The organism is Paraburkholderia sp. SARCC-3016 (genome assembly GCF_031119615.1).
Classification (GTDB): domain Bacteria; phylum Pseudomonadota; class Gammaproteobacteria; order Burkholderiales; family Burkholderiaceae; genus Paraburkholderia.
The window spans coordinates 86,350-107,407 of record NZ_JAVHZD010000013.1; the positions used below are offsets into that span (position 1 = coordinate 86,350).

The window sequence follows — 21,058 nt, forward strand, 5'->3', positions numbered from 1 at the left end:
TCACCGCGATAGCGGTGGCAATCTCCTGCAAAAAGGGCGGCAGAAAAGACCGAAAGCGCGATGATACACGGGCTTTAGCCACAAGTCGTAAAGGCCCGGCTTCCAGAAGCATGCCGAACCGCGGCCCCGCACGACGTCGAAGGCGCATTCGGCGATTACTGTGCCTTCGCTTGAATCGATGTCATTCCCACGCAATGTGCCTGTACCGACAAATAGGCATCCGGAGCCTTGCCACTCTGCTTCGGCAACGCGTAATTCACCCGGCACTGCTGCCCCGCCTCGTCGCCCCACTTCACCACCAACGCGCCATGATCCTCCAGCCCGCGCGCAAAAATCCGGCTATCCTGCGCCACCACCCCAACGTTGCGTCCATTCTGGTCCACCACCTCCGCACCGAACGGCAACGCTTCGCCACCGAGCCGCGGCGCCTGAATCAATGCGGCGCGGCCTGTCATCGTCTTGTACTTCAGCATCACGACCGATCCCGCGCGCGGGACCGCATGCTCCGACGTCGATTCGAATTCGACATCCGTCGACGTGCCCTTCGTATCGATGTCCACGGTGTTCATGCCATACGGCGTCAGATACGGCACCACCGCATAACCGCTACGGTTCACTTTGACCCCTTGCGCGCTCGTCACGCGCGCGCCTTCCGCGCCCTTCGCTTCCACGATGCCGAACGTATCGCCGACCGTCTGCGAGAATGTCACGCCGCCCGGGTGCGCGACGATCGAGCCGCTCACCCCCGCGGAAACCTGTGCTGAATGCGCGCCTGCGCTCGCCGACGCGGTCACCTGCGCATACGGTGCGCGATACACGCCGCTCACGCCCGCATTGCCGCTTCCCGAGCCCGCGCTCTGTCCATATGTGCCATACGCGTTGTACGACAGTTGATTGTTCTCGCCCGCCGTGCCGCTCACGCTGGCCTGCAGATTCGAGGTATCGCCGTTCTTCGACAGATTGGTGGTCAGCATCGGCGCATGTTGTGTGTGGCCGAGCGGAATCGTCGTGCTCAACATGATCTCGTTCGACATCGAGCCGTCCGAGTTGCGCGTGCGCCCCGCAGTGATGCTGTACGTGCCGTACTTGTAGCTATTCGAATAGCCGGCCTGAAAGAACGTATCGCTGCCGCTACGATTCCAGTAATGCTGCGTCGAGGCCGTGAAAAACACACTGCCGTGATCCTTCAGGTTCTGGTTGATCGTCACCTGCATGCGGCCGCGCTCGCGGTCCACGGTGCTCAGGTCACCGCCGTGCAACGCCGCGTCACGCAGTGTGGCCGCATCGGAAAAGCTCATGTAGCCGGCCGTCGAATAACGATAGGCCGCCACCGTGATGCTCGTGTCGGTCGGATCGATGAATTTGCTGTAACCGATCCGCAGGCTCGTGCCATGCATCGCATTTTGTCCGGGCACCTGCGTTTGCGATGCGGTCACGTCCGCCGAGAATGCGCCGTATTTCGTATTGAACGCTGCACCGGCGTTTGCCGCGAGATATCCGTTCGACACGATCGCGCCGCCGTAGACCGTCAGCATGTTCGTCAGGCCACGCTGCACCGTGAACTGCGCGAAGTTCGGCTTCGTCTGCAATGAGTCGTTGCGCAACTGGCCTGCTGTGAACGCGAAACGCGTCGTGCCCGGCCGCAACGATTGCGCAACCGATGCATACGGCACCGTAAAGCTTTTCGTGCGGCCGTCGGCTTCGGTCACCGTCACATCGAGATTGCCGCCGTAGCCTGTCGCGTAGAGGTCGTCGATCTCGAACGCACCGGGCGAAACCGTCGTTTCATAGATCACCTGACCGTTCTGGCGCACCGTCACGCGTGCATTCGTCTCGGCCGTGCCGCGTACGACCGGCGCGTAACCGCGCAGCGACTCGGGCAGCATGCGGTCGTCGGTGGCGATTTGCGCGCCGCGAAACGACACGCTGTCGAACACGTCGCCGGTCGTATACGCGTCACCCAGCGTGACCTGCGAGCGCAGTTTAGCCACGTCGCGCTGGACGTAAGTCGCCACGTTATCGAATGTCGTGGCCTGCCCCGTCGCGGCTGTCACCGACGACTGGTGGCGAAAATGCCATGCACCGAGATTGAGGCCTGCGTTCAGGCCCAGGTACTCCTGCGTCGAATGCATGCCAGAGCCGTCCGCACGATAGGCATTCGCGTTGTAGCTCACGAAGCCCGCGTTGACACCCTGCTCCCACATCTCGGGCGGCACATAGCCGCGTGCCGAATTGCGCATGTATTTCTGCGGCACGGTCACGACGATCTTCTGCTCGGAGAAGTCGAACTCGACCGTTGCGCCCGGCACCACAGCGCCGAGATCGACGCATTCGCCGGCATCGTTTGACGATGCGTCATCGTTGGCGCTCTGCTTTGCGCCTGTATCGGCCGCAGCTTTCGCAAAGTCGACGCCGAACCCCTGCAACGACTTCCGGCCAAGACACGCACGCGCGCTTTCACCTGTTTGCGCAGGCACGAAGCGAACGTCCTCGTGCGCGACGCGTGCGTCGTTGACCCAGATGTCCACCGAATACACACCCGGCGAAACAGGATTGCCACGCGCAAAACGCGCGACATCGAGCTTTTGTGTGGAATCGGTCTGCAGGAATGTCGTATCGAATGAAACTGCCGCGTTCGAGCTGGCGGCGCTATCGGACGAAGTCGGTGCATCTGCCGCATGCGCGCTGCCTAATACCGCAAAGACGGACAACACGACCGTCGTGATCGGCTTAAGGGTGGATGCGACTGCATCGATCTTGAGATTGAGGTGCGGCTGTCGACGGCTTGAAGGCTTCATCATTCGGAAAACATCGAATAGGTAGTTGCTATCTCGAAAAGCTCAAACCGATGTTATTTTTTCGAGATAACGAAGTACCTAGGACGAATCCTATTTATGAGATGGCCTTTTAAGACGCTCGTCGACTTTCAGTCCGATCAGCGTTCGGAGCAAAAAATCTGACGCCTATAAGAAACGATAGGAATCGAAAGCGGATAAGGGCGACTGCCCTGCCGCGAAGAAGAACCGCGCTCAGTGATGCAATGGCGCGTCACCTGTCAACGCACCGCCGTAATCGTTGATCGCCGTATATCGAACGGTAGCGGCCCCGGACACCGCATCCATCTTCGGCATCGCCATCACCGTCGTACCGCGCGGCGGCACCATGCCGCCCGCTTCATTGCGCCAGCTTTGCGAACCATTCACGACGTCGACCTCGCTAAACGAAACGAAATACGGCGTCGGATTCGACACGGACAGCGCTTGTCCTTTTCCTTGTGGCGCCGGCACGAGTTTCCATTCGAGCTGACGCGGCGCATCGTCCGCGCTGCCCGGCAATTTCGGCGGCCGTACAAACACCTTGATGCGTGTGCGGAACGCAAACTGCAGTGAATTCGTATCAGCCTTCTGTTCGGCTTTCGGCGGAATATCGAGCACGTTGAGCCAATAAACGGACTCGCGGTCCTGCGGCAGCGCGGCATCGCCGCTGAAAATCACGCGCAGCATCTGCGCCTTGCGCGGATCCATCCGGAAAATCGGCGGGGTAATCACAAACGGCACCTTCGCCTCTCCCGGCTTCGAATCCGCGTTGCCATCGTCCATCCATACCTGCACGAGCGAAGGATTCTTGCTGTCGTTTTCGAGCTTGACGGTGACTTCACGCTGATCGAGCGGATAGATGACGCGCGTACCGCCGATTGTCACGCTCGCGTTCGCCCCGCCGATTAGAGCCATGCCGGCGAGGACAGCCGCGATCATTGTCTGAACGAAAAATTTCATCGCATTCACCTTTGCCGGAATCGCATCTCACAAATTGAGGCTTAAAAAGGCGTTTGTGTTTGCAAACGCCTTTTCAAAGCTTTACTGGTATTGCATCGTGTATTCGACCGAAGTCGTGACGGGCCCCGCTTCTGCCTTCCCGGTCGCAATATATTGAGCGAAATAATTAAGGATAGCTGAACCACCGGTGATCGGCTTGCCATTCTCGGAGATTCTGTTGTTGTTGCCGTTGCGAATGTCGATCGGCTGAAGCTGATCGTTCAGCAAACGAATCTCAACGTTCTTCGCACCGTTGCCGAGGAATTCGTTCTTCAGAAATCCGGTCTTCTGATCGACCGTCGGACCGTTCTCAAAACGCGCGATCGCCTTCGTGGCCAGTCCCGTGCAACCGCTGAGCGCCATCTGGATGTCGCCCATGTGCGACGTACCCGCAACCTCGCCGGCGACCGCCAGAGAACCCGCCGGGACCACCGGCAGGTTCACGTCGAGGTTAGTCTGCGAACCGGACGCAACGCCATTGATCGAGCACGTCGTATCCGCGACGGCGCCTCGAATGGCAAGCGTGCCGTCCGCTGCCTGAGCATTGATCGACGCAATGCCGAACACACCGGCTGAAATGAATGCGAGCGTAGAAAGACGAGATTTCATGTCTATTTCCAGAAGAGATCGAAGAAGATTGCAAACGCCACAAGGGCATCGCACTTGCGACGCCCTTTATTCATGGCTTACTGGTATTGCATCGTGTATTGCACCGACGTCGACACGTTGCCCGCCACGGCCTTGCCCGTCGCGAAGTACTGCGCGAAATACTTGAGCACCGCCGAACCGCCGGTAATCGCCGTGCCGTTGCTGGCGACATCGTTGTTCTGGCCGGTCACGATATTGATCGGCTGCATGCTCGCATTGAGCAAACGCACCTGGACGTTCTGGGCGCCGTTCGTGCCCGCCGTGTTCTTCAGGTAGCCGGAGGACTGGTCAACCGTCGAGCCGTTTTCGAAGCGTGCGACAGCCTTCGTCGCCGCGCCGGAACAGCCGCTCAGAACCATCTGAATGTCGCCCATGTTCGACGTGCCGGCGACCGCGCCCGCCGACGCCAGCGAGCCTGCCTGGACCGTCGGCAGCGTGACCGAAATGTCGGCCGGCGTACCGGACGCGGCGCCGTTGATCGAACACGTCGTATCCGATACCGAACCCTGGATCGTGATCGTGCCGTCAGCGGCGCGAGCATTGATCGATGCGATACCGAAGAGACCACCCGCAACCAGAACGAGCGTGGAAAGGCGCAGTTTCATGTTCATGTTTGACACTCCGAAAGCGAAAAATGCAGGTTGAGATCGGTATCGCTTCAGTTCCTGTCGTCTGGCGGCACCGTTCCTGATTGCCGCGTCGCTGACACCTCGTGATCGGAGGCTTCGTTGCAGCGCTGAAGCAGTCATCAGGTTGAACAGAATCTTAAAAATGTCGCGACTAAGAGTCCGTAAGACGACTCTTAAATTTGAGATGCTTGTCTCGACAAAGGATTGAGGCGCTATGGGAGGCAACCGTCGCAAAAGTGAGTATTTCCGGGAGCCGCACAAAGAAAACGCCGCATCGGTTGCCCGGTGCGGCGTCATCCAGCGGGAAAGGTGAGGATATTCGGGAAATGAATGGCGCTGCTGTAGGACAGCGTCGTTACACGAGAACCGGCTCCGCGGCACGAAGCCCGTGCCGCGCGAGGCGATGCTGCGAGCGTTGCCGCCTACTCTTCGATCAGGAACCGGTCGCGATTCTTCCCAGCCAGCCAGCCTGGGGCCCGGCCGCGGCCGCTCCACGTCTCGCCGGTCTTCGGGTTCCGGTACTTGGGCGGAAGAGCCGCTTTGCGCGTCGCCTGGCGTTTGCTCGAAAAACCAAGCTCCTCGGCGGTAATGCCGTATTCGGCAATCTTCTCCTTGATGTCGGCAATGGCTTGCGCGACTTCCTTATCGCGCGCAAGCGACATTTCCTTATGAAGTTTTTCGAGTTGCGCAGTCAGCTGCTTATACGTGGCCATCGAGCATCGTCTCCTTTCAGTGTCGAGTACGGCAGATGTGACCGTACCAGACACAAAAAGTGCCGGGTAGCCTGTATTGCCCCGAGAAAGCGCTTTTGTGAGCGCGATCAGGTCTTTCGCGCCCGTGCCTCGAGCGCCTTCAAGGCCTCGCTAAGCTTCTTGACGCGGTCCACCTGCGCCGGCACCAGTACCGCGCCGGAAACCGAATTGATACGGTTTCGCCAATACGACAATGGAATGCCATCGTTAGGCGAAATGCGCGGAATTATCCGTTCAAGATGCTCAATGTCCTTTTCGATTTGATCGTGATTCATCGCGTTCCCCGTATTGACCGTATGTCGAGTCATTCGTCTTTGTGCAAACGGTATTACTGAAAACCAGTTGCACCGTTTCACGTGTTTATTATTTTTTCGAACGTCTTTCCGGTATTGCATAAAACGGCACGCAAGCTCGATCTGCCATGCATCGTCGCCGCGAACGACTGCGAACGAATATAGAACGTCGATCTGAACATGTCCGTTGCCCGCCGCACGGAAGTCGTCAGTCCGACTGCCTCACATGCCGGCACGCATGCTGTATAGGAGGAAATAAGAACGAGCGTCCAAGTCGCTGAGCGAACATCGACAGGAAATTAATCCGACGCCCAGCAAATTATGCTGATTGACTAGGAAAAAGACCCGCATATTTCTGAATAAGCGAGTCAGCAATCAGACAATGGTTAATGCAATCGGCTTTCACCCATTTGTCGCCGTGCAGACGCGCCAGCCGTGGATGGCGACTCGTGCGCGTTTCACCGGGGATTCGCGCACGTTCCACTTCTATTTGCCCTTGCACGCATACAGCAGATTGCGAACACCGCTTTCCACCGTCTGGCGCACGACCTCATAGCCCGCGCCGCTGCAACTGGCCGCCGCCTGCTGGTCACAGGAATCCGAGCCGTTCGTACACTGGACGAGCGTCGTCGGACGACCGTCGGACGCAAACAACGGCGCGCTGCTGCCGCAGCCGGACAGAGCGGCCACTGCCGCCAGCGCCGCAACGGTACACATGGCTCGAACCGGACCGAACGCGCGAGCCGCCTCGAATAATTGACTGCCGGAGACCTGACTGCATTTCATGGGCAACCCCGCCTGGATCTGTTGGACCTGTTGGACCTGTTGTTTTTCGACGATGAGATTGTGCCATGCGAGCGCTACATTGCGTCATTGCGCATCGCCGGCGCCGGTTGGCCGGTCCGGCGCGGCAAGCGTCTTGTAGGGGGCAGGCGCGCTCGCGCCTGTTCCGACGCGGATAAACACCTGCTCGACGTCCGGAATCGCCTCGAGCTGCCGGCGCAGCGCCTGCCGGTCGAACGACGCCGGCGCGCACCCCTCGGCGTAGACGAAGCGGCGCTGCACGGTGATCCACAGGCTCGTGCCGTCGAACTGGCGGGAATCGGCGAAATGCGCGCGGATCGCCTCGGCGATCGGCTGATCGTACATATAGGAGTTCGGTTTCGTGCATTTGTGCGCGAGCCAGCAGGTCGTGCCGCGTTCGACCCGGTAATGCGCATCGTCCTCCATCTGCGCGCGGGTCATCAACGGGCCTAGCGGAACCGCACAGCCAGGAAGCGCGTGGGATAGTGCGAAGAACGGGTCGTTGAACCAGTTCTTGCGTTCGAGCGGCGGCGCGACGGCGGCCGATGCGGCCGATGCGGCCAGCGCGTCCGCGTACGATGGCAGGCCATGGCACAGGCACAGCGCTGCCGCCGCGGACAAAAACGCACGGGCGGCCCGGCCCGGGACGCCCATGCGCATACGGCTATGTCGGCTACCTGAGTGTGTCATTCCTCCTCCTTACGCCCGTGTCGGCAGAGGCGTACCTCGCCAGCCCACCGCTAGCATCTCCCGTCCCGCCTCCGCAGCTTATTCTCTCGACCGTCAGCACAACGTAAATCGGGTATTCTCATGAGCCTCGCGAAAGCGCAGGCACTGAATCTGCCGAAGCAGGCGCCGGCGGCGGCATGGGCCAGAGCGGCTCCCACCGGTCGCGCGCCAGCCGGCGAGATTCACAACCGAACTCGAAAACCAAGTTTTGGAGACGCCTCTTGTCCTTTGTCATCGTCCTTGCCGCTCTGGCCTTTCTGATGTTCGCCGCCTACCGCGGCTACAGTGTGATTCTCGTTGCGCCGATCGCCGCGCTCGGCGCGGTGCTGCTGACCGACCCCGCGGCCGTCGCGCCGGTCTTTTCCGGCATCTTCATGGAAAAGATGGTCGGCTTCGTCAAGCTGTACTTTCCGGTATTTCTGCTCGGCGCCGTATTCGGCAAGGTTATCGAACTATCGGGCTTTTCCGAGTCGATCGTCGCGGCCGCGATCCGTTACATCGGCCGCTCGCGCGCGAACGCGGTGATCGTCGCGGTCTGCGCGCTGCTGACGTACGGCGGCGTATCGCTGTTCGTCGTCGTGTTCGCCGTGTATCCGTTCGCGGCTGAACTCTATCGGCAAAGCAATATTCCGAAGCGCCTGATGCCGGGCGCAATCGCGCTCGGCGCATTTTCGTTCACGATGGATTCGCTGCCGGGTACCCCGCAGATTCAGAACATCATCCCGACCACGTTCTTCAAAACCACCGCATGGGCTGCGCCCGGACTCGGCATCGCAGGGTCGCTGTTCATCATCGTCGTCGGACTCGCGTTTCTCGAATGGCGGCGCCGTTCGGCCATGGCCAAAGGCGAGGGCTACGGTACGTCGCTCGTCAACGAGCCGGAGCGCGTCGAGACCTCGCAATTGCCGCATCCGCTGCTGGCGGTCGCGCCGCTCGTGCTCGTCGGCGTCGCGAACTTCGCACTCACGCGCTGGCTGCCGCAATGGTACGGCGCGTCGTACACCGTCGCGCCCGACGTATTGCCGGGCGTGCATGCGCCCGTTACCGCGACGATCAAATCGGTGGTTGCGATCTGGGCAGTCGAAGGCGCGCTGCTGCTCGGCATTCTGCTCGTTGTGGCAACCGCGTTCGGCCGCGTGAGCGAACGCTTTGCAACCGGCACCAAAGCGGCGGTAGCGGGCGCACTGCTCGCGTCGTTGAATACCGCATCGGAGTATGGATTCGGCGGTGTGATTGCAGCACTGCCGGGTTTTATCGTGGTTAGCGATGCGCTGAAGAGCATTCCGAATCCGCTCGTCAATGCCGCCGTGTCCGTCAGCTCGCTGGCCGGCATCACCGGTTCCGCGTCGGGCGGCATGAGCATCGCGCTCGCCGCGATGTCGGACCTGTTCATCAAAAGCGCGGAGGCCGCGCATATTCCGATGGAAGTGCTGCATCGCGTGGTGGCCATGGCGAGCGGCGGCATGGATACGCTGCCGCATAACGGCGCGGTCATCACATTGCTGGCGGTGACGGGGCTCACGCACCGCGAGTCGTATCGCGACATTTTCGCAGTGACGGTGATCAAGACGCTTGCGGTGTTTTTCGTGATCGCGCTGTATTACGCGACCGGACTGGTTTAAGGCAGTGCGCGAAAGCGGACCGGACTGTATGCTTCGGTCCGCTGCCCGGCGCGCGCCGCCTTGACGCGATTTGCCGTGCCTTCGATGCAGACGGGCACCACGGCTACGCCCTTCTCTTGCCGCGCGGCATCGATACCGTCAGAAGATCGGTCGACCGGTGGATGACCATGTGCGGCGCCAGTGCCGCCATGGCCTCCTCGAGCGCCATGCCACGCTTACGCAAAGATTCTCCCGACGCCGCAAGCGCGATCGTGTCGCACACGTGGTAAGCCGACCGGACGCGCAGCGTGCAACGACGCCCTTACCTAGCCGTTGCCGCCGTGGAACAACGTCAGTTTGTTCGACACCGATGTCACGCCCGGCACCGAGCGTGCAATCTGTTCGGCCTGGGCAATCTGCGAACCGTCCTTCACGCTGCCGCTTAACGTGACCGCACCGCCGCGCGCCTTGACGAACACGCCCGACGCATCGAAACCCTGCGCCTTGCTAAAGGCGCGCCGCACTGCTTTGGCAAGTGCCCGATCCGCCTGTTTCGACGACTGCGCGGGGGCCGCAGTCGCGGCCGCATTATCTTGCGCGAGCGCGGGTGGAATCGTGACCGCCAGGCCGGCCGTTAGCAACAGCACCTGAATGATCCTTCGTTTCATATTGCCTCCTCTTTGCGCGTTGTTGCCGTTATTGGCGGACGGCGCTGATTTTTAGCACTGTAGGCGATTCGGAAGAAATCTGCAGCGAAGCCCCGCGCGGCTCTGCTACATAAGGAAGCAAGCCGCCAACGGGGCAAAATCGGAGAGTGCCGGGGAGATTCAGCGAACGCTAAACACCGCGACCTGGCGCGCGAGGTCCTGCGACTGCTGATCAAGCGCCTGGGCCGCCGCGCTCGCCTGTTCGACAAGCGCAGCGTTTTGCTGCGTGATCGAATCCATGAGACTGATTGCCGTGTCGACCTGTTCGATGCCCGTGCGCTGTTCGAGCGCGGCCGCCACGATCTCGTTCATCACCAGCGCGAAGCGTTGCACTGTGCCGAGCACCTGCTGCATCGCGTGCCCGGCCTCGGTAACGAGCCCGGTGCCGTCGGCCGCGGCACTGACCGAATCGGCGACCAGCTCGCCGATCTGCTTCGCCGCAGACGACGAATGCTGGGCAAGCGCGCGCACTTCCGCGGCGACCACGGCAAAACCGCGGCCATGTTCGCCGGCGCGTGCCGCTTCAACGGCAGCATTCAGCGCGAGGATATTGGTTTGAAACGCAATGCCGTCGATGATGCCGGTGATATCGGCGATCTTGCGCGAGCTCACGTCGATGCGGCTCATCGTGTCGGTCATGCGGCCGATCACGCCACTGCTGCTTTGCGCGGCCGCTGACGCGTCATCGGCCAGACCGCGCGCCTGCTGCGCATGGTCGGCGTTCTGCTTGACGGTTGCGGTCAGCTCGCTCATGCTCGCCGCGGTTTCTTCGAGCGAAGCCGCCTGCTCTTCGGTGCGCGTCGACAGGTCGAGCGTGCCGGCAGCGATCTCACGCGTCGCGGTGCCGATTGCTTCGCAACTGTCGCGCACGGCCGTTACCGTCTTCGATAGTTGCACCTGCATCGTTTTCAAGCCGGCAAGCAATTGCCCCATTTCGTCCGCACGGCGAGTTTCGATGCTGCGGCTCAGGTCACCGGCCGCGATCGCATTGAAATGGCCGAGTGCATCCTCGAGCGGACGCATGATCGCGCGGCGCAATGTGATCCAGCTGACGATGGCGGCCAACAGCCCGATTGCGATCAACGTCGACGACGCGATCAGAAAAGTTCTGAACGAGTGTTCCGCCTCTTCGTAACGGCGTTGCGCATTCGTGTAAAGCGTGCGCTTCAATGTTTCGTCGGCAACGGTCAAGTCGTTGAAGAGCGGGCTCAATTGCACGGTGCCGATGCGGTCGGCCGCCGCGCGTTCGCCCTTTTTCAGCGAGTCCATAAACGCGAGCATTGCATTGCGCAATGCCTCGCGATGCTGGTTCGCCGCTTCGATCAGCGACGCTTCGCCCGGCTCGTGCGGCTGTCCGACGAAGCGCCGCCAAGCGTCGTCCGATTGCGCAAGGTACTCGGTCGCGCGCGCAATCTGGCGTTGCGTCACGGCATCGTCGACGTTGGCCGTTGCCGCGCCGAGCACGAGACGCATGCGCGCGATCAACAGTTCGGCCGCGCCGATATGCATCGTGGCCGCCAGCTTGTTCTGATACGTGTCGCGATTCGCACGGTTCGCCGTGTAACCGCCTTGCAGGCCGAAGCCACCGATCGCGAGCATCAGGGCCGCAAGCAACGCGACCGTCAGCGCAATGCGGGCTTGCAGTGTGAAGGCGCGGCGGCGTTTTAACGTGAGACGGCCGCTTGAGCCATCCGCGGCGTCGTGGTGTGATGCGTCAACCGCATCGGCGGCCAGAGCGTACGTCATCGAATCAGGTCCCCGTAGTCATCTTCTTATAGTTCGGATCGGCCGATTATGAATCGCCGAGCACTGAATTTCTTTGCATCGGTTCTACCGCGTTGGCGGCAACCGCTTCAGGCTGGGCCCTGTTCTGCTGGATGTGCGGTTGCACATCGCGGGCATGTTGCGAGCCGAAGCGCACGCGATACAGCACCGACAGGACCGCCGAGAACACCGCCGTCACCACGAATAGCAGTGCAGCCGCGTAGAAAAGCTGCGCGATCGGCAAATGCATCGACAGCAGCATGCCGCCGATCACAGGTCCCGATACCGAGCCGATCTTGCCGACCGAAATGGCACTGCCGACACCCGCCGAGCGGAACGAAGTCGGATAAATCATTCCGGCCACCGCGTACAAGCCATATTGCGCGCCGACCACGCAGAAGCCCGTCGCAAACACGGCAAGCATCAGCCATGCTTGAGATGTCGTGAAGCCGAGCGCGGCGGCTACCGGGGCGCCCAGCGCGGGCAGCGAGATAATCGCGAGCACACCGTGGCGGTCGACGAAACGGCACAGCACGAGGCCGCCGATCACTCCGCCAACCGAGAACATCGTCGTGATGAGCCCCGCGCCTTGCGGATTGATGCCGATGCCTTCCATCAGAATCGGCAACCAGTTCTGCAGGAAGTAGAGCGTCATCGAGTTGACGATGAACACGATCCACAGCAGCGGCGTGATGCCGGCCAGGCCGTCGGAGAAAATCAGCTTCAGCACGAAGCGCTTTTTCTCCTGCACTTCACCGGCGACGAATTGCGCATCCGCGGGAATCGGCAACTCCGGGCGCAGTCGCGCGACGAGTTTGCGCACCACATCCGCGCTGCGCTGGCGTACCACCAGCAGCTTCGCCGATTCCGGCAACGTGAAAATCAGCAGCACGGCGACGAGCAGCGATCCGCCGCCGCCGACAACGAACATCACGGGCCAGCCATAACGATGAATGAGCGACGAAGAAACGATCCCACCCGAGCCCGCCCCGATCGAAAAGCCCGAGAACATCAACGTGACCCACGTCGCGCGCAAACGCTTCGGCGCATACTCGGCAACGAGCGCAACCGAATTCGGAATCACGCCGCCCATACCGATGCCGGCGATGAAACGCAACAGCATCAATTCGTTCAACGACGTGACCCACACCGACGCCAGCGTCAGCGCGCCAAAAAACAGGCTGCCCGAAACGATCGCCTTCTTGCGGCCGAAACGGTCGCCGATATATCCGAAGATAAACGAGCCGATCAGCGTGCCCAGCAGACCCGCGCCGAACACCGCACCGAATCCGCCTCGCGCGACATGCCACTCCTTGATGATGGCGGGCGCCGCGAACGACACGGCCGTCTGATCGTAGCCGTCCATCAGCATGATCATGAAACACCAGAACAACAGCCCGACGGCGAAGCGCCCCGTCTTTTGTTCTTCTACCAGTGTCGCGATATTGAATGTCCGGTCTGCTTGCATGTGCGTTCCATATGCGTCGTCAGCGCACCGCGCATTCACGCGTGTGCGTTGCCGTGTTCTCCTCATGATCCTGCCTCTGCCCGTTGCAGCGCCGCCGCCCGGGAGCACAATATAAGGCTCGCCGTGCAGCGGCAGAATCAAAAAATAGCAATGAAGAGATAGAAAAAAGTGAATAAAGCCGCTTATCCCTCACTTCTCGTCACGCCATAGCGCCTCCACGTCAGAACATATGGTTGATGCCGATCCGCCCAACCGTCTGTGCATTCGAGCTCGACGCGAGATAGCCGAACTGTTCGGCGTGCGCATTCGGTCCCGACGCGCGCTGCAGGCCGACGCCTGCGTAAACCTGCGTCACCTTCGACAGGTAGTGCGTCAAAAACAGGTTGTACTGATTGAACGCGAGGTTGTCGAACGTCGAGTGGTCGTACGTCACACGCAGTATGTAAAGGTGTGCGCCGCCGCTCAGATCGATATTCACGCCGGTCTGATAGTTGCGCTCATGCTCTGCGCCTTGCGCGTTTTCGAGCTTGACGTCCGTGTACGTGAAGTGTGGCGTGAATGCGCCGATCACCACCGAGCCGCCCACGGCAATCGTGCTGTAGCGGCTTGCGTTGAACTGCACGCCGGCGCGCAGCGGCTGGCCCAGCAGCGACGTCAGGCTGAAAACGCCGAACACATCCGCCGTACGGTTGTGCGACATCGTGTACGCGGCGCCGAATTTCACGATGCCGTTCCCGTATCGCAAACCGAAGCTGTACTGCCGCCCCTCGCTGAAATCGCCGGCCTGGTTGCCGAAACTATTCATCACGCCGGCCTGAAGGCCGTGGAAATTGATTGTTTCGTACTTCACCGAATTGTTCAACGCATGTGTATTCGCGAGCCCGTCAAGGTTGCCGATCGTATAGAACGACGAAATACCCGGCACCGAGTTGTTCAAAGCACCGATGTACTCGTAGATGTAATCGGGAATATTGCCGAAGCTGAGCGAGCCCCACTTGTCGTTCGCAAGCCCGACGTACGCATCGCGGTTGAAGAAGCTGGTCGGGTTGATCTGCGCCCCGGTATTCGACAGGTATCCGGATTCGAGCCGCGCGAATGCAGAGTTGCCGCCGCCCAGGTCCTCCCGAAGCAGAAAGCCCCAGCGGTCGGGCGTCCGTTTGCCTGCCGATTCCTGCACCAGATGGCCTCCGTGCGCGTTCGTCACGAAGTCGATACCCGTATCGATACTCCCGTATATCGTGGCGGACGACTGCGCGAGCGCAGGACAACTCAATAGCGCGGCACATCCGCCGACGAGCAATGGTGTCTTCAACTTGCCTCCAAATATTGTTTTGCGATGTTGTTATCGTGTCCGGCCGTGGTCTCCTTGACCGGCACGGCTGTCTGTCGTGCATGAAGAGCCGCGCTTCGCGTCATCGTCTCCAGTTGCTTCGCTTCGCGCGTCGACAGTCTGTTGACGCAGCGCAAAGTTTAGCGATGTCATTTACGATTTTGAATCGTGAAATATTTATCAATCGATAGAACAATGCGAATACTCGCCTGGGGTATTTACCAGGGAATCCCGAAAAAGCCGATTTCGCGTCTTTAATCGCCGCTATTCCGCGTGCTACTATCCGCGCGATCAAAGCGAGTTTCGAAACGGTAAAAATCCGCTCTCGCGGAGGAGAACAGAATGCAAGTCAGGGCAGTCCCGCCGCGGCGCATGGTCGTCGGCATCAGCGGAGCATCGGGCGTCGTATACGGCGTGCGGCTCCTGCAGTTGCTCCGCCAGATGGACATCGAAACGCACCTGGTCATGAGCCGCTCCGCGCAGGTCACGCTCGCGCACGAATCGGACTACAGCGTCGCCGACGTGCGCGCGCTCGCCACCGTCTGCTACTCGAACACCGACATCGGCGCGGCCATTTCGAGCGGCTCGTTCCCCGTGATGGGCATGATCGTCGCGCCCTGTTCGATCAAAACGCTATCGGAAGTCGCAACAGGCGTGACCAGCGGGCTGCTCTCGCGCGCCGCGGACGTCGCCTTGAAGGAGCGCCGCCGGCTCGTGCTGATGGTGCGCGAAACGCCGCTGCATCTGGGCCACCTGCGCAGCATGACGAGCGTCACCGAAGCGGGCGCGATCGTCTATCCGCCGGTGCCCGCATTCTACGCGAACCCGGAATCGATCGAGGACATGGTCGACCACACGCTCGGCCGCGTGCTAGACCTGTTCGGCATCGAGACCTCGGTCGTGCATCGCTGGGGCATGTAGCCGGCAGGCCCCCGTCATGCGCCGCAATTAACAAAATTGCTCGATGATTCGTTCGGATTCTTTTGCTTCTTAAGTGTCAGGCGTTGTTTTAAAGTTCATTTCTGTTTCAACGGGTAATTCATTAAAACGGCATTAAAAAGATTTATCGATGGATTGATAAATTAACCCGATAAAACACGCCCAACACGAAAAGAGGTTGATTCGACGAATGAAGATAGTCATTGCGGGAGCCGGAATCGGCGGGCTGACGGCCGGCGTTGCGTTACTGAAGAAGGGCTTCGACGTCACGATTCTCGAGCAGGCGCAGGCGCTCAAGGAGATCGGCGCCGGCGTGCAGCTGAGCCCGAACGCGACGCGCGTGCTTTACCAGATCGGCGTCGGCGACACGCTCGAGGGCCTTGCGTGCGAGCCGCCCGGCAAGCGCGTGCGGCTGTGGAACACCGGCCAGTCGTGGCGCCTCTTCGATCTCGGCGCCGCGTCGCGGGAAATCTATGGCTATCCGTACTTCACGCTGCACCGCGCCGACCTGCATCAAGGGCTCGCCGACGCAGTCCATGCGCTCGCGCCGAACGCGATCCGCCTCGGCGAAAAGGTAGAAGGCGTCAAGCAGAGCGGCGGGAAGGTCGAGGTCACCACGGTTCAGGGCAACGTCTACGAGGCGGAACTGCTGATCGGCGCGGACGGCGTGCACTCGCGCGTGCGGCGCGCGCTGTTCGGCCCCGACGAACCCGTCTATTCGGGCGTGATGGCCTGGCGCGGCGTGATCGAAGCGGAAAAACTGCCCGAACATTTGCGCACCGCTTACGGCACGAACTGGGTCGGACCGGGCGCGCACGTCATTCACTATCCGTTGCGCGGCCACAAGCTCGTCAACTTCGTCGGCGCGGTCGAGCGTGACGGGTGGCAGGTCGAATCGTGGTCCGAACGCGGTACGCTCGACGAATGCCTGAAAGATTTCGAGGGCTGGCACGACGACGTGCGCGCGCTGATATCCGCGATCGATATTCCTTACAAGTGGGCGCTGATGGTGCGTGAACCGATGACGCGCTGGAGTTCCGGTAACGCGACGCTGCTCGGCGATGCGTGCCATCCTACGCTGCCGTTCCTCGCGCAAGGCGCCGGCATGGCGATCGAAGACGGTTATCTGATCGCGCGCTGCCTCGAACGCTACGCGGGCGACCTGGCGCGCGCGCTCGAGCGCTACGAGGCGTTGCGTCTCGACCGCACCGCGCGGGTCGTGCGCGGCTCGGCCGCCAACGCGACGCGCTTTCACAATCCGCAACTTGCGCACGCCGAGGGAGCGGCCGAATACGTCGACCGCGAATGGAGCGAAGAGCGCGTGAAAGAGCGCTATAACTGGCTGTTCGAATACAACGTCGATACAGTCGAAGTCTGATTTCAGCCGCCTGCCCTCGCGGGCGAAAAGCCGGAGTAAGCGCTCGCGCGCCACTCCGGCTACAGCACAAAGGAGACGATAGATGGCCACCATACCCGCCGTCCTCGGACTGCACCATTTTGCGTGGCGTTGCCGCAATGCCGAGGAGACGCGTCACTTCTACGAAGACATCCTCGGCCTGCCGCTCACGCACGTGATCCGACTCGACCGCGTGCCGAGCACCGGCGAGTACTGCCCGTACGTGCATCTGTTCTTCGAGCTCGCGGACGGGTCGAACATCGCGTTCTTCGATCTCGGAGACAACACGGCAGCGCTGCCGTCGCCGAACACGCCCGCGTGGGTCAATCACATCGCGTTTCGCGTTGCGTCGCTCGACGAGCTCGAAACGATGAAGCAGCGTCTCGCCGAGAACGGCATCGAGGTGCTCGGCGTGACCGATCACCACTTCGTGCGCTCGATCTATTTCTTCGATCCGAACGGGTTGCGTGTCGAACTGACGACGGTCGTCGCCGATACCGCCACGCTCGAAGGCTTTAAAATACGCGCTCGCGGCACGCTCGATGCGTGGACCGCGGGACAGAAAAAAGCTGCACTGGAGACACGCGCCGCATGAGCGAGCTGAATTCCACTCACGACCCCGCTCTGCGCAGCTGGGTCGAATCGGCCAATCTGCCCGGCGCGGACTTCCCGATTCAAAACCTGCCGTTCGGCGCATTCGAGCGCGACGGCAACGCTCGCACCGGCGTGGCGATCGGCGATCGCATCGTCGATTTGCAGGCGCTGCACGATGCGGCACTGTTCGACGGCGATGCCGCGATCGCGTGCGCAGCCGCCGCGTGCGGCGACGGCACGCTGAACCGCCTGATGGCGCTCGAACCCCGTTATCTGAGCGCGCTGCGCCGCGCACTCTCCGCGCTGTTGCGCAGCGATTCGCCGATGCTGTCGCAGGCGCAGGCACGGGCGTCCGCCCTGCTGCCACGCATGGCCGAGGTGACGATGCGGCTGCCGTGCGAGATCGGCGACTACACCGATTTCCTGACGTCGCTGCATCACACCGAACGGCACGGCCGCTACAAGGGTCTCGCCGATCCGCTGCCCGCCGCGTTCAAATCGCTGCCGATCGCGTATCACGGCCGTGCATCGTCGCTGCGCGTGAGCGGCGGCGACGTGCGCCGCCCGCACGGTCAGTATCGCGATGCACAGGGCAATGTGCGTTTTGGCCCGGCGCCCGCGCTCGATTTCGAACTCGAGCTCGCCGCGTTTATCGGCCGCGGCAATGCGCTGACGCAACCCGTCGCGATCGACGACGCGCACCAGCACATCTTCGGCTACTGCCTGCTCAACGACTGGTCCGCGAAAAGCATTCAGTGGTTCGAGCAGGTGCTCGGGCCATTCCTTGGCAAGAGCTTTCACTCGAGCCTCTCGCCGTGGATCGTCACCGCGGAGGCGCTCGCGCCGTTCCGCAAATCGGCGCCTTCGCGTGCCGCAGGCGATGCCGTCATCATGCCGCATCTGAACGGCTCTTTCGACCAGCGAACCGGCGGCCTGAATATCGAGCTCGAAGCGTTCCTGTCGACCGCGAAACTGCGTGCCGCGGGCGCTGCGCCGATGCGCATCACGCACACGCATCTCGACAATCTGTACTGGACGTTCGCGCAGATGGTCGCGCATCACACGAGCAACGGCTGCAATCTGCGCACCGGCGATCTGCTCGGCAGCGGTACGATTTCCGGTGCCGACGATCTTTCGCGCGCGTGCCTGACCGAGCTGACGAACGCAGGCAAAGATCCGCTGCAGTTGCCGAACGGCGAAACGCGCACCGCTCTCGAAGACGGCGACGAAGTGATTTTCCATGCACGCGCCGTGCAACCGGGCGCGGTGACGATCGGCTTCGGCGAATGCCGTGGCACGATTGCGCCGGCATTCGATACGTCGCGCCCGAGCGGCGCGACGCCAGCGCGCAGCGAGGCTCACGTATGACCGCTCTGAACGGATATGTGCAGGTCGGCCATGGCCCGCGCAAAGTGATTGCACTGTCTGGCTGGTTCGGCAGCTCGGCCGACTGGCAAACGCTCGCACCGGCGCTCGACATCGACACATTCACCTATGCTTTCTTCGACTATCGCGGCTACGGCGAATCGTTCGAACGCGACGGCGCTTTCACATTCGCGGAAGCGGCAAGCGACGTGCTCGCGCTTGCCGATCGTCTCGACTGGCCGCGCTTCAGCCTGATCGGGCATTCGATGGGCGGCATGGCAATGCAGCGCGTGCTGCTCGCGGCGCCGGAGCGGATCGAGCGGATGGCCGGCATCTCGGCGGTGCCCGCATGCGGTTCGCGGATGGATGCGGCGCGCCTCGCAGGCTTCAGTGCGACCATCGACGATGTGTCAAAACGGGCAGGCATCATTGCCTTTTCGACCGGCAATCGACTGACGCCGCGCTGGAGTTCGCATCTTGCGAACGAATCGATGCGGCTATCGCGCCGCGAGGCGTTCGCCGGCTATCTTCCCGAATGGGCGATGCGCGATTTCTCGGCCGAGCTTGCAGGAAGCGCGGCCGCGCAGGTACCAGTCAAGCTTTTTATCGGCGAGCACGATCCGACGCTGACCGCCGATCTGATGGATCGCACATGGCTCGCGTGGTACGAGCACGCAACGCTCGAAACGCTCGCGAATGCGGGCCATTATGCGATGTACGAAGTACCCGTTGCGCTTGCAACGAAGCTCGAAGACTGGCTGAAACAAACGACGTAGCAACACCGGCCGCGCGCCGTGGTCCGGCGTGCGACCGCAGGAGACTTCATGTACGAGACCACCTATCTGCGCGCATCGACGCTCGAGGAAGCCGTCGCGTGGCTGCGCGAACATGACGAAGCACGGCCGTTATCGGGCGGCATGACGCTGATTCCAACGCTCAAGCAGCGGCTCGCGGCGCCGTCCCATCTGATCGATCTCACGCGTATCGACGCGATGCGCGGCATCGCGGTCGAAAACGGCGTGCTGCGCGTCGGCGCGTTGACGCGCCACGCGGAAGTCGCCGCTTCGCCGCTCGTCGCCGATGCTATTCCCGCGCTTGCGCAGCTCGCGAACGTGATCGCTGACCCGCAAGTGCGCAATCGCGGCACGATGGGCGGCTCGGTCGCGAACAACGACCCCGCCGCCGACTATCCGGCCGCCGTCATGGCGCTGGACGCGCACGTCGTCACATCCGGGCGGCGCATTGCCGCCGACGACTACTTCGTCGATACGTTCGAAACCGCGCTCGCGCCCGACGAACTCGTCACCGCGATCGAATACGCAATTCCGCTGCGCGGCGCCTATGCGAAGTTCCGGCAGCCGGCCTCGGGTTATGCGGTGGTCGGCGTATTCATCGCGCAGTACGACGACGCGGTGCGTGTCGGCGTAACCGGTGCCGGCGCATCGGTATTCCGCTGGCACGACGCCGAGGAGGCGCTGACTCGTGCGCTTTCCGAAGCATCGCTGGCGCCCGTGAAAATGGACACGTCGACACTGCCCGACGATCCAAACGCGTCGGCTGCCTATCGCGCACACCTGATCGAAACCTACGCGCGCCGCGCATTGCAAACGCTGCTCGCGCAGCCGCTGCGCCCGCGCGCCTAACGCAACCTTTTGTATGGGACGGGAGTACGCGCTGAAGCGCGCACGCTCATCGCCTTGCCGCCAGGAGACAAACACATGGAATTCACCGGATCGCAAACCATCGCCGCATCGCGCGAACACGTATGGCGTGGCCTGAACGACGCCGCCGTGCTGCAGGCCTGCGTGCCGGGCTGCGAAGCATTTACCGCCGAAAGCGACGACGAGTTCAAGGCTGTCGTGGTCGCCTCGGTCGGCCCCGTCAAGGCGCGCTTCAAGGGCACGCTGCTGCTGTCCGACCGCGATGCGCCGAACGGCTACAAGATCGCGGGCCAGGGCGAAGGCGGCATTGCAGGCTTCGGCAAGATGACCGCGACCGTCACGCTCGCGGACGCCGAAGAAGGCGGCACGTTGCTCACGTATGTCGCTGAAGCCCAAGTGGGCGGCAAGCTCGCGCAGATCGGTTCGCGGCTCGTTACGTCGGTGGCGAACAAGCTCGCGGCGGAGTTTTTCAAGCGGTTCAACACGACGATGAGCGCATCGATGAGCGCGGACGCTGAAGAACCCAGCGCTGCAGCGAAGTGAATGTCCCCGCGTGCGACCGT

20 protein-coding genes are annotated in these 21,058 nt (G+C 61.8%); 8 read left to right on the forward strand and 12 right to left on the reverse strand.

What is annotated here, in order from left to right; all coding sequences use genetic code 11:
• Positions 1–155: 155 nt before the first annotated feature.
• The 8 genes from QYH69_RS14860 to QYH69_RS14895 form a co-directional block, all read right to left on the reverse strand.
• On the reverse strand, positions 156–2,798 hold the full coding sequence (locus tag QYH69_RS14860; RefSeq protein ID WP_374992422.1) for a fimbria/pilus outer membrane usher protein: 2,643 nt from the start codon (positions 2,796–2,798) through the stop codon (positions 156–158).
• 231 nt (positions 2,799–3,029) lie between these two features.
• Entirely contained in the window at positions 3,030–3,776 is a 747-nt protein-coding gene (locus QYH69_RS14865; RefSeq protein ID WP_308832630.1) for a fimbria/pilus periplasmic chaperone, read from the reverse strand.
• An 81-nt stretch (positions 3,777–3,857) separates the two neighbouring features.
• Complete coding sequence (locus tag QYH69_RS14870; protein ID WP_308832631.1) at positions 3,858–4,424, reverse strand: fimbrial protein; 567 nt, start codon at positions 4,422–4,424, stop codon at positions 3,858–3,860.
• Positions 4,425–4,501: 77 nt separating this feature from the next.
• Entirely contained in the window at positions 4,502–5,074 is a 573-nt protein-coding gene (locus QYH69_RS14875; RefSeq protein ID WP_374992418.1) for a fimbrial protein, read from the reverse strand.
• Positions 5,075–5,514: 440 nt separating this feature from the next.
• Complete coding sequence (locus QYH69_RS14880) at positions 5,515–5,805, reverse strand: H-NS family nucleoid-associated regulatory protein (protein ID WP_075159191.1); 291 nt, start codon at positions 5,803–5,805, stop codon at positions 5,515–5,517.
• 107 nt (positions 5,806–5,912) lie between these two features.
• Positions 5,913–6,119: a hypothetical protein gene (locus tag QYH69_RS14885; RefSeq protein ID WP_075161241.1), complete on the reverse strand. Its 207-nt coding sequence runs from the start codon at positions 6,117–6,119 to the stop codon at positions 5,913–5,915.
• Positions 6,120–6,623: 504 nt separating this feature from the next.
• Complete coding sequence (locus tag QYH69_RS14890) at positions 6,624–6,854, reverse strand: hypothetical protein (protein ID WP_308832632.1); 231 nt, start codon at positions 6,852–6,854, stop codon at positions 6,624–6,626.
• A 153-nt stretch (positions 6,855–7,007) separates the two neighbouring features.
• Positions 7,008–7,631 (reverse strand): BON domain-containing protein, encoded by a 624-nt coding sequence (locus tag QYH69_RS14895; protein WP_308832633.1) that lies wholly within the window; start codon positions 7,629–7,631, stop codon positions 7,008–7,010.
• 260 nt (positions 7,632–7,891) lie between these two features.
• On the opposite strand from QYH69_RS14895, the gene QYH69_RS14900 reads away from it, so the two are divergent.
• Positions 7,892–9,292 (forward strand): GntP family permease, encoded by a 1,401-nt coding sequence (locus tag QYH69_RS14900; RefSeq protein ID WP_075159193.1) that lies wholly within the window; start codon positions 7,892–7,894, stop codon positions 9,290–9,292.
• Between the two features lie 305 nt (positions 9,293–9,597).
• Here the strand turns inward: QYH69_RS14900 and QYH69_RS14905 are convergent, their stop codons facing one another.
• The 4 genes from QYH69_RS14905 to QYH69_RS14920 all read right to left on the reverse strand — a co-directional run bounded on the left by QYH69_RS14905 (position 9,598) and on the right by QYH69_RS14920 (position 14,522).
• Positions 9,598–9,939 (reverse strand): BON domain-containing protein, encoded by a 342-nt coding sequence (locus QYH69_RS14905; RefSeq protein WP_308832634.1) that lies wholly within the window; start codon positions 9,937–9,939, stop codon positions 9,598–9,600.
• A 159-nt stretch (positions 9,940–10,098) separates the two neighbouring features.
• The gene (locus tag QYH69_RS14910) at positions 10,099–11,724 is read right to left on the reverse strand and encodes a methyl-accepting chemotaxis protein (RefSeq protein WP_308832635.1); all 1,626 of its coding nucleotides are present in this window, start codon (positions 11,722–11,724) and stop codon (positions 10,099–10,101) included.
• Between the two features lie 46 nt (positions 11,725–11,770).
• The gene (locus QYH69_RS14915; RefSeq protein ID WP_308832636.1) at positions 11,771–13,210 is read right to left on the reverse strand and encodes an MFS transporter; all 1,440 of its coding nucleotides are present in this window, start codon (positions 13,208–13,210) and stop codon (positions 11,771–11,773) included.
• A 220-nt stretch (positions 13,211–13,430) separates the two neighbouring features.
• A complete protein-coding gene (locus QYH69_RS14920; protein WP_308832637.1) occupies positions 13,431–14,522 on the reverse strand; it encodes a porin in 1,092 nt (363 codons plus the stop codon).
• 360 nt (positions 14,523–14,882) lie between these two features.
• Between QYH69_RS14920 and QYH69_RS14925 the strand changes: the two genes are divergently transcribed.
• The 7 genes from QYH69_RS14925 (at position 14,883) to QYH69_RS14955 (ending at position 21,038) form a co-directional block, all read left to right on the forward strand.
• Complete coding sequence (locus tag QYH69_RS14925; RefSeq protein ID WP_308832638.1) at positions 14,883–15,461, forward strand: UbiX family flavin prenyltransferase; 579 nt, start codon at positions 14,883–14,885, stop codon at positions 15,459–15,461.
• Positions 15,462–15,669: 208 nt separating this feature from the next.
• Entirely contained in the window at positions 15,670–16,857 is a 1,188-nt protein-coding gene (locus tag QYH69_RS14930) for an FAD-dependent monooxygenase (protein WP_308832639.1), read from the forward strand.
• 82 nt (positions 16,858–16,939) lie between these two features.
• Positions 16,940–17,470 carry a VOC family protein gene (locus tag QYH69_RS14935; protein WP_308832640.1) on the forward strand — a complete coding sequence of 177 codons (531 nt, stop codon included), beginning with the start codon at positions 16,940–16,942 and terminating at the stop codon, positions 17,468–17,470.
• Positions 17,467–18,837, forward strand: a complete 1,371-nt coding sequence (gene fahA, locus QYH69_RS14940; protein ID WP_308832641.1) for a fumarylacetoacetase — start codon at positions 17,467–17,469, stop codon at positions 18,835–18,837. Before QYH69_RS14935 ends, fahA begins: the two co-directional genes overlap by 4 nt.
• A complete protein-coding gene (locus tag QYH69_RS14945; protein ID WP_308832642.1) occupies positions 18,834–19,610 on the forward strand; it encodes an alpha/beta hydrolase in 777 nt (258 codons plus the stop codon). The genes fahA and QYH69_RS14945 overlap by 4 nt, the downstream gene beginning before the upstream one ends.
• 48 nt (positions 19,611–19,658) lie before the next feature.
• Positions 19,659–20,477 carry a xanthine dehydrogenase family protein subunit M gene (locus QYH69_RS14950; RefSeq protein WP_308832643.1) on the forward strand — a complete coding sequence of 273 codons (819 nt, stop codon included), beginning with the start codon at positions 19,659–19,661 and terminating at the stop codon, positions 20,475–20,477.
• 75 nt (positions 20,478–20,552) lie between these two features.
• Positions 20,553–21,038 carry a carbon monoxide dehydrogenase subunit G gene (locus QYH69_RS14955; RefSeq protein WP_308832644.1) on the forward strand — a complete coding sequence of 162 codons (486 nt, stop codon included), beginning with the start codon at positions 20,553–20,555 and terminating at the stop codon, positions 21,036–21,038.
• Positions 21,039–21,058 lie beyond the last annotated feature (20 nt).

Coding starts and splice junctions, on each gene's coding strand:
- QYH69_RS14860 (WP_374992422.1), bottom strand. CDS start 2,798: ATGAAGCCTTCAAGCCGTCGACAGCCGCACCTCAATCTCAAGATCGAT.
- QYH69_RS14865 (WP_308832630.1), bottom strand. CDS start 3,776: ATGAAATTTTTCGTTCAGACAATGATCGCGGCTGTCCTCGCCGGCATG.
- QYH69_RS14870 (WP_308832631.1), bottom strand. CDS start 4,424: ATGAAATCTCGTCTTTCTACGCTCGCATTCATTTCAGCCGGTGTGTTC.
- QYH69_RS14875 (WP_374992418.1), bottom strand. CDS start 5,074: ATGAACATGAAACTGCGCCTTTCCACGCTCGTTCTGGTTGCGGGTGGT.
- QYH69_RS14880 (WP_075159191.1), bottom strand. CDS start 5,805: ATGGCCACGTATAAGCAGCTGACTGCGCAACTCGAAAAACTTCATAAG.
- QYH69_RS14885 (WP_075161241.1), bottom strand. CDS start 6,119: ATGAATCACGATCAAATCGAAAAGGACATTGAGCATCTTGAACGGATA.
- QYH69_RS14890 (WP_308832632.1), bottom strand. CDS start 6,854: ATGTGTACCGTTGCGGCGCTGGCGGCAGTGGCCGCTCTGTCCGGCTGC.
- QYH69_RS14895 (WP_308832633.1), bottom strand. CDS start 7,631: ATGACACACTCAGGTAGCCGACATAGCCGTATGCGCATGGGCGTCCCG.
- QYH69_RS14905 (WP_308832634.1), bottom strand. CDS start 9,939: ATGAAACGAAGGATCATTCAGGTGCTGTTGCTAACGGCCGGCCTGGCG.
- QYH69_RS14910 (WP_308832635.1), bottom strand. CDS start 11,724: ATGACGTACGCTCTGGCCGCCGATGCGGTTGACGCATCACACCACGAC.
- QYH69_RS14915 (WP_308832636.1), bottom strand. CDS start 13,210: ATGCAAGCAGACCGGACATTCAATATCGCGACACTGGTAGAAGAACAA.
- QYH69_RS14925 (WP_308832638.1), top strand. CDS start 14,883: ATGCAAGTCAGGGCAGTCCCGCCGCGGCGCATGGTCGTCGGCATCAGC.
- QYH69_RS14930 (WP_308832639.1), top strand. CDS start 15,670: ATGAAGATAGTCATTGCGGGAGCCGGAATCGGCGGGCTGACGGCCGGC.
- QYH69_RS14935 (WP_308832640.1), top strand. CDS start 16,940: ATGGCCACCATACCCGCCGTCCTCGGACTGCACCATTTTGCGTGGCGT.
- fahA (WP_308832641.1), top strand. CDS start 17,467: ATGAGCGAGCTGAATTCCACTCACGACCCCGCTCTGCGCAGCTGGGTC.
- QYH69_RS14945 (WP_308832642.1), top strand. CDS start 18,834: ATGACCGCTCTGAACGGATATGTGCAGGTCGGCCATGGCCCGCGCAAA.
- QYH69_RS14950 (WP_308832643.1), top strand. CDS start 19,659: ATGTACGAGACCACCTATCTGCGCGCATCGACGCTCGAGGAAGCCGTC.
- QYH69_RS14955 (WP_308832644.1), top strand. CDS start 20,553: ATGGAATTCACCGGATCGCAAACCATCGCCGCATCGCGCGAACACGTA.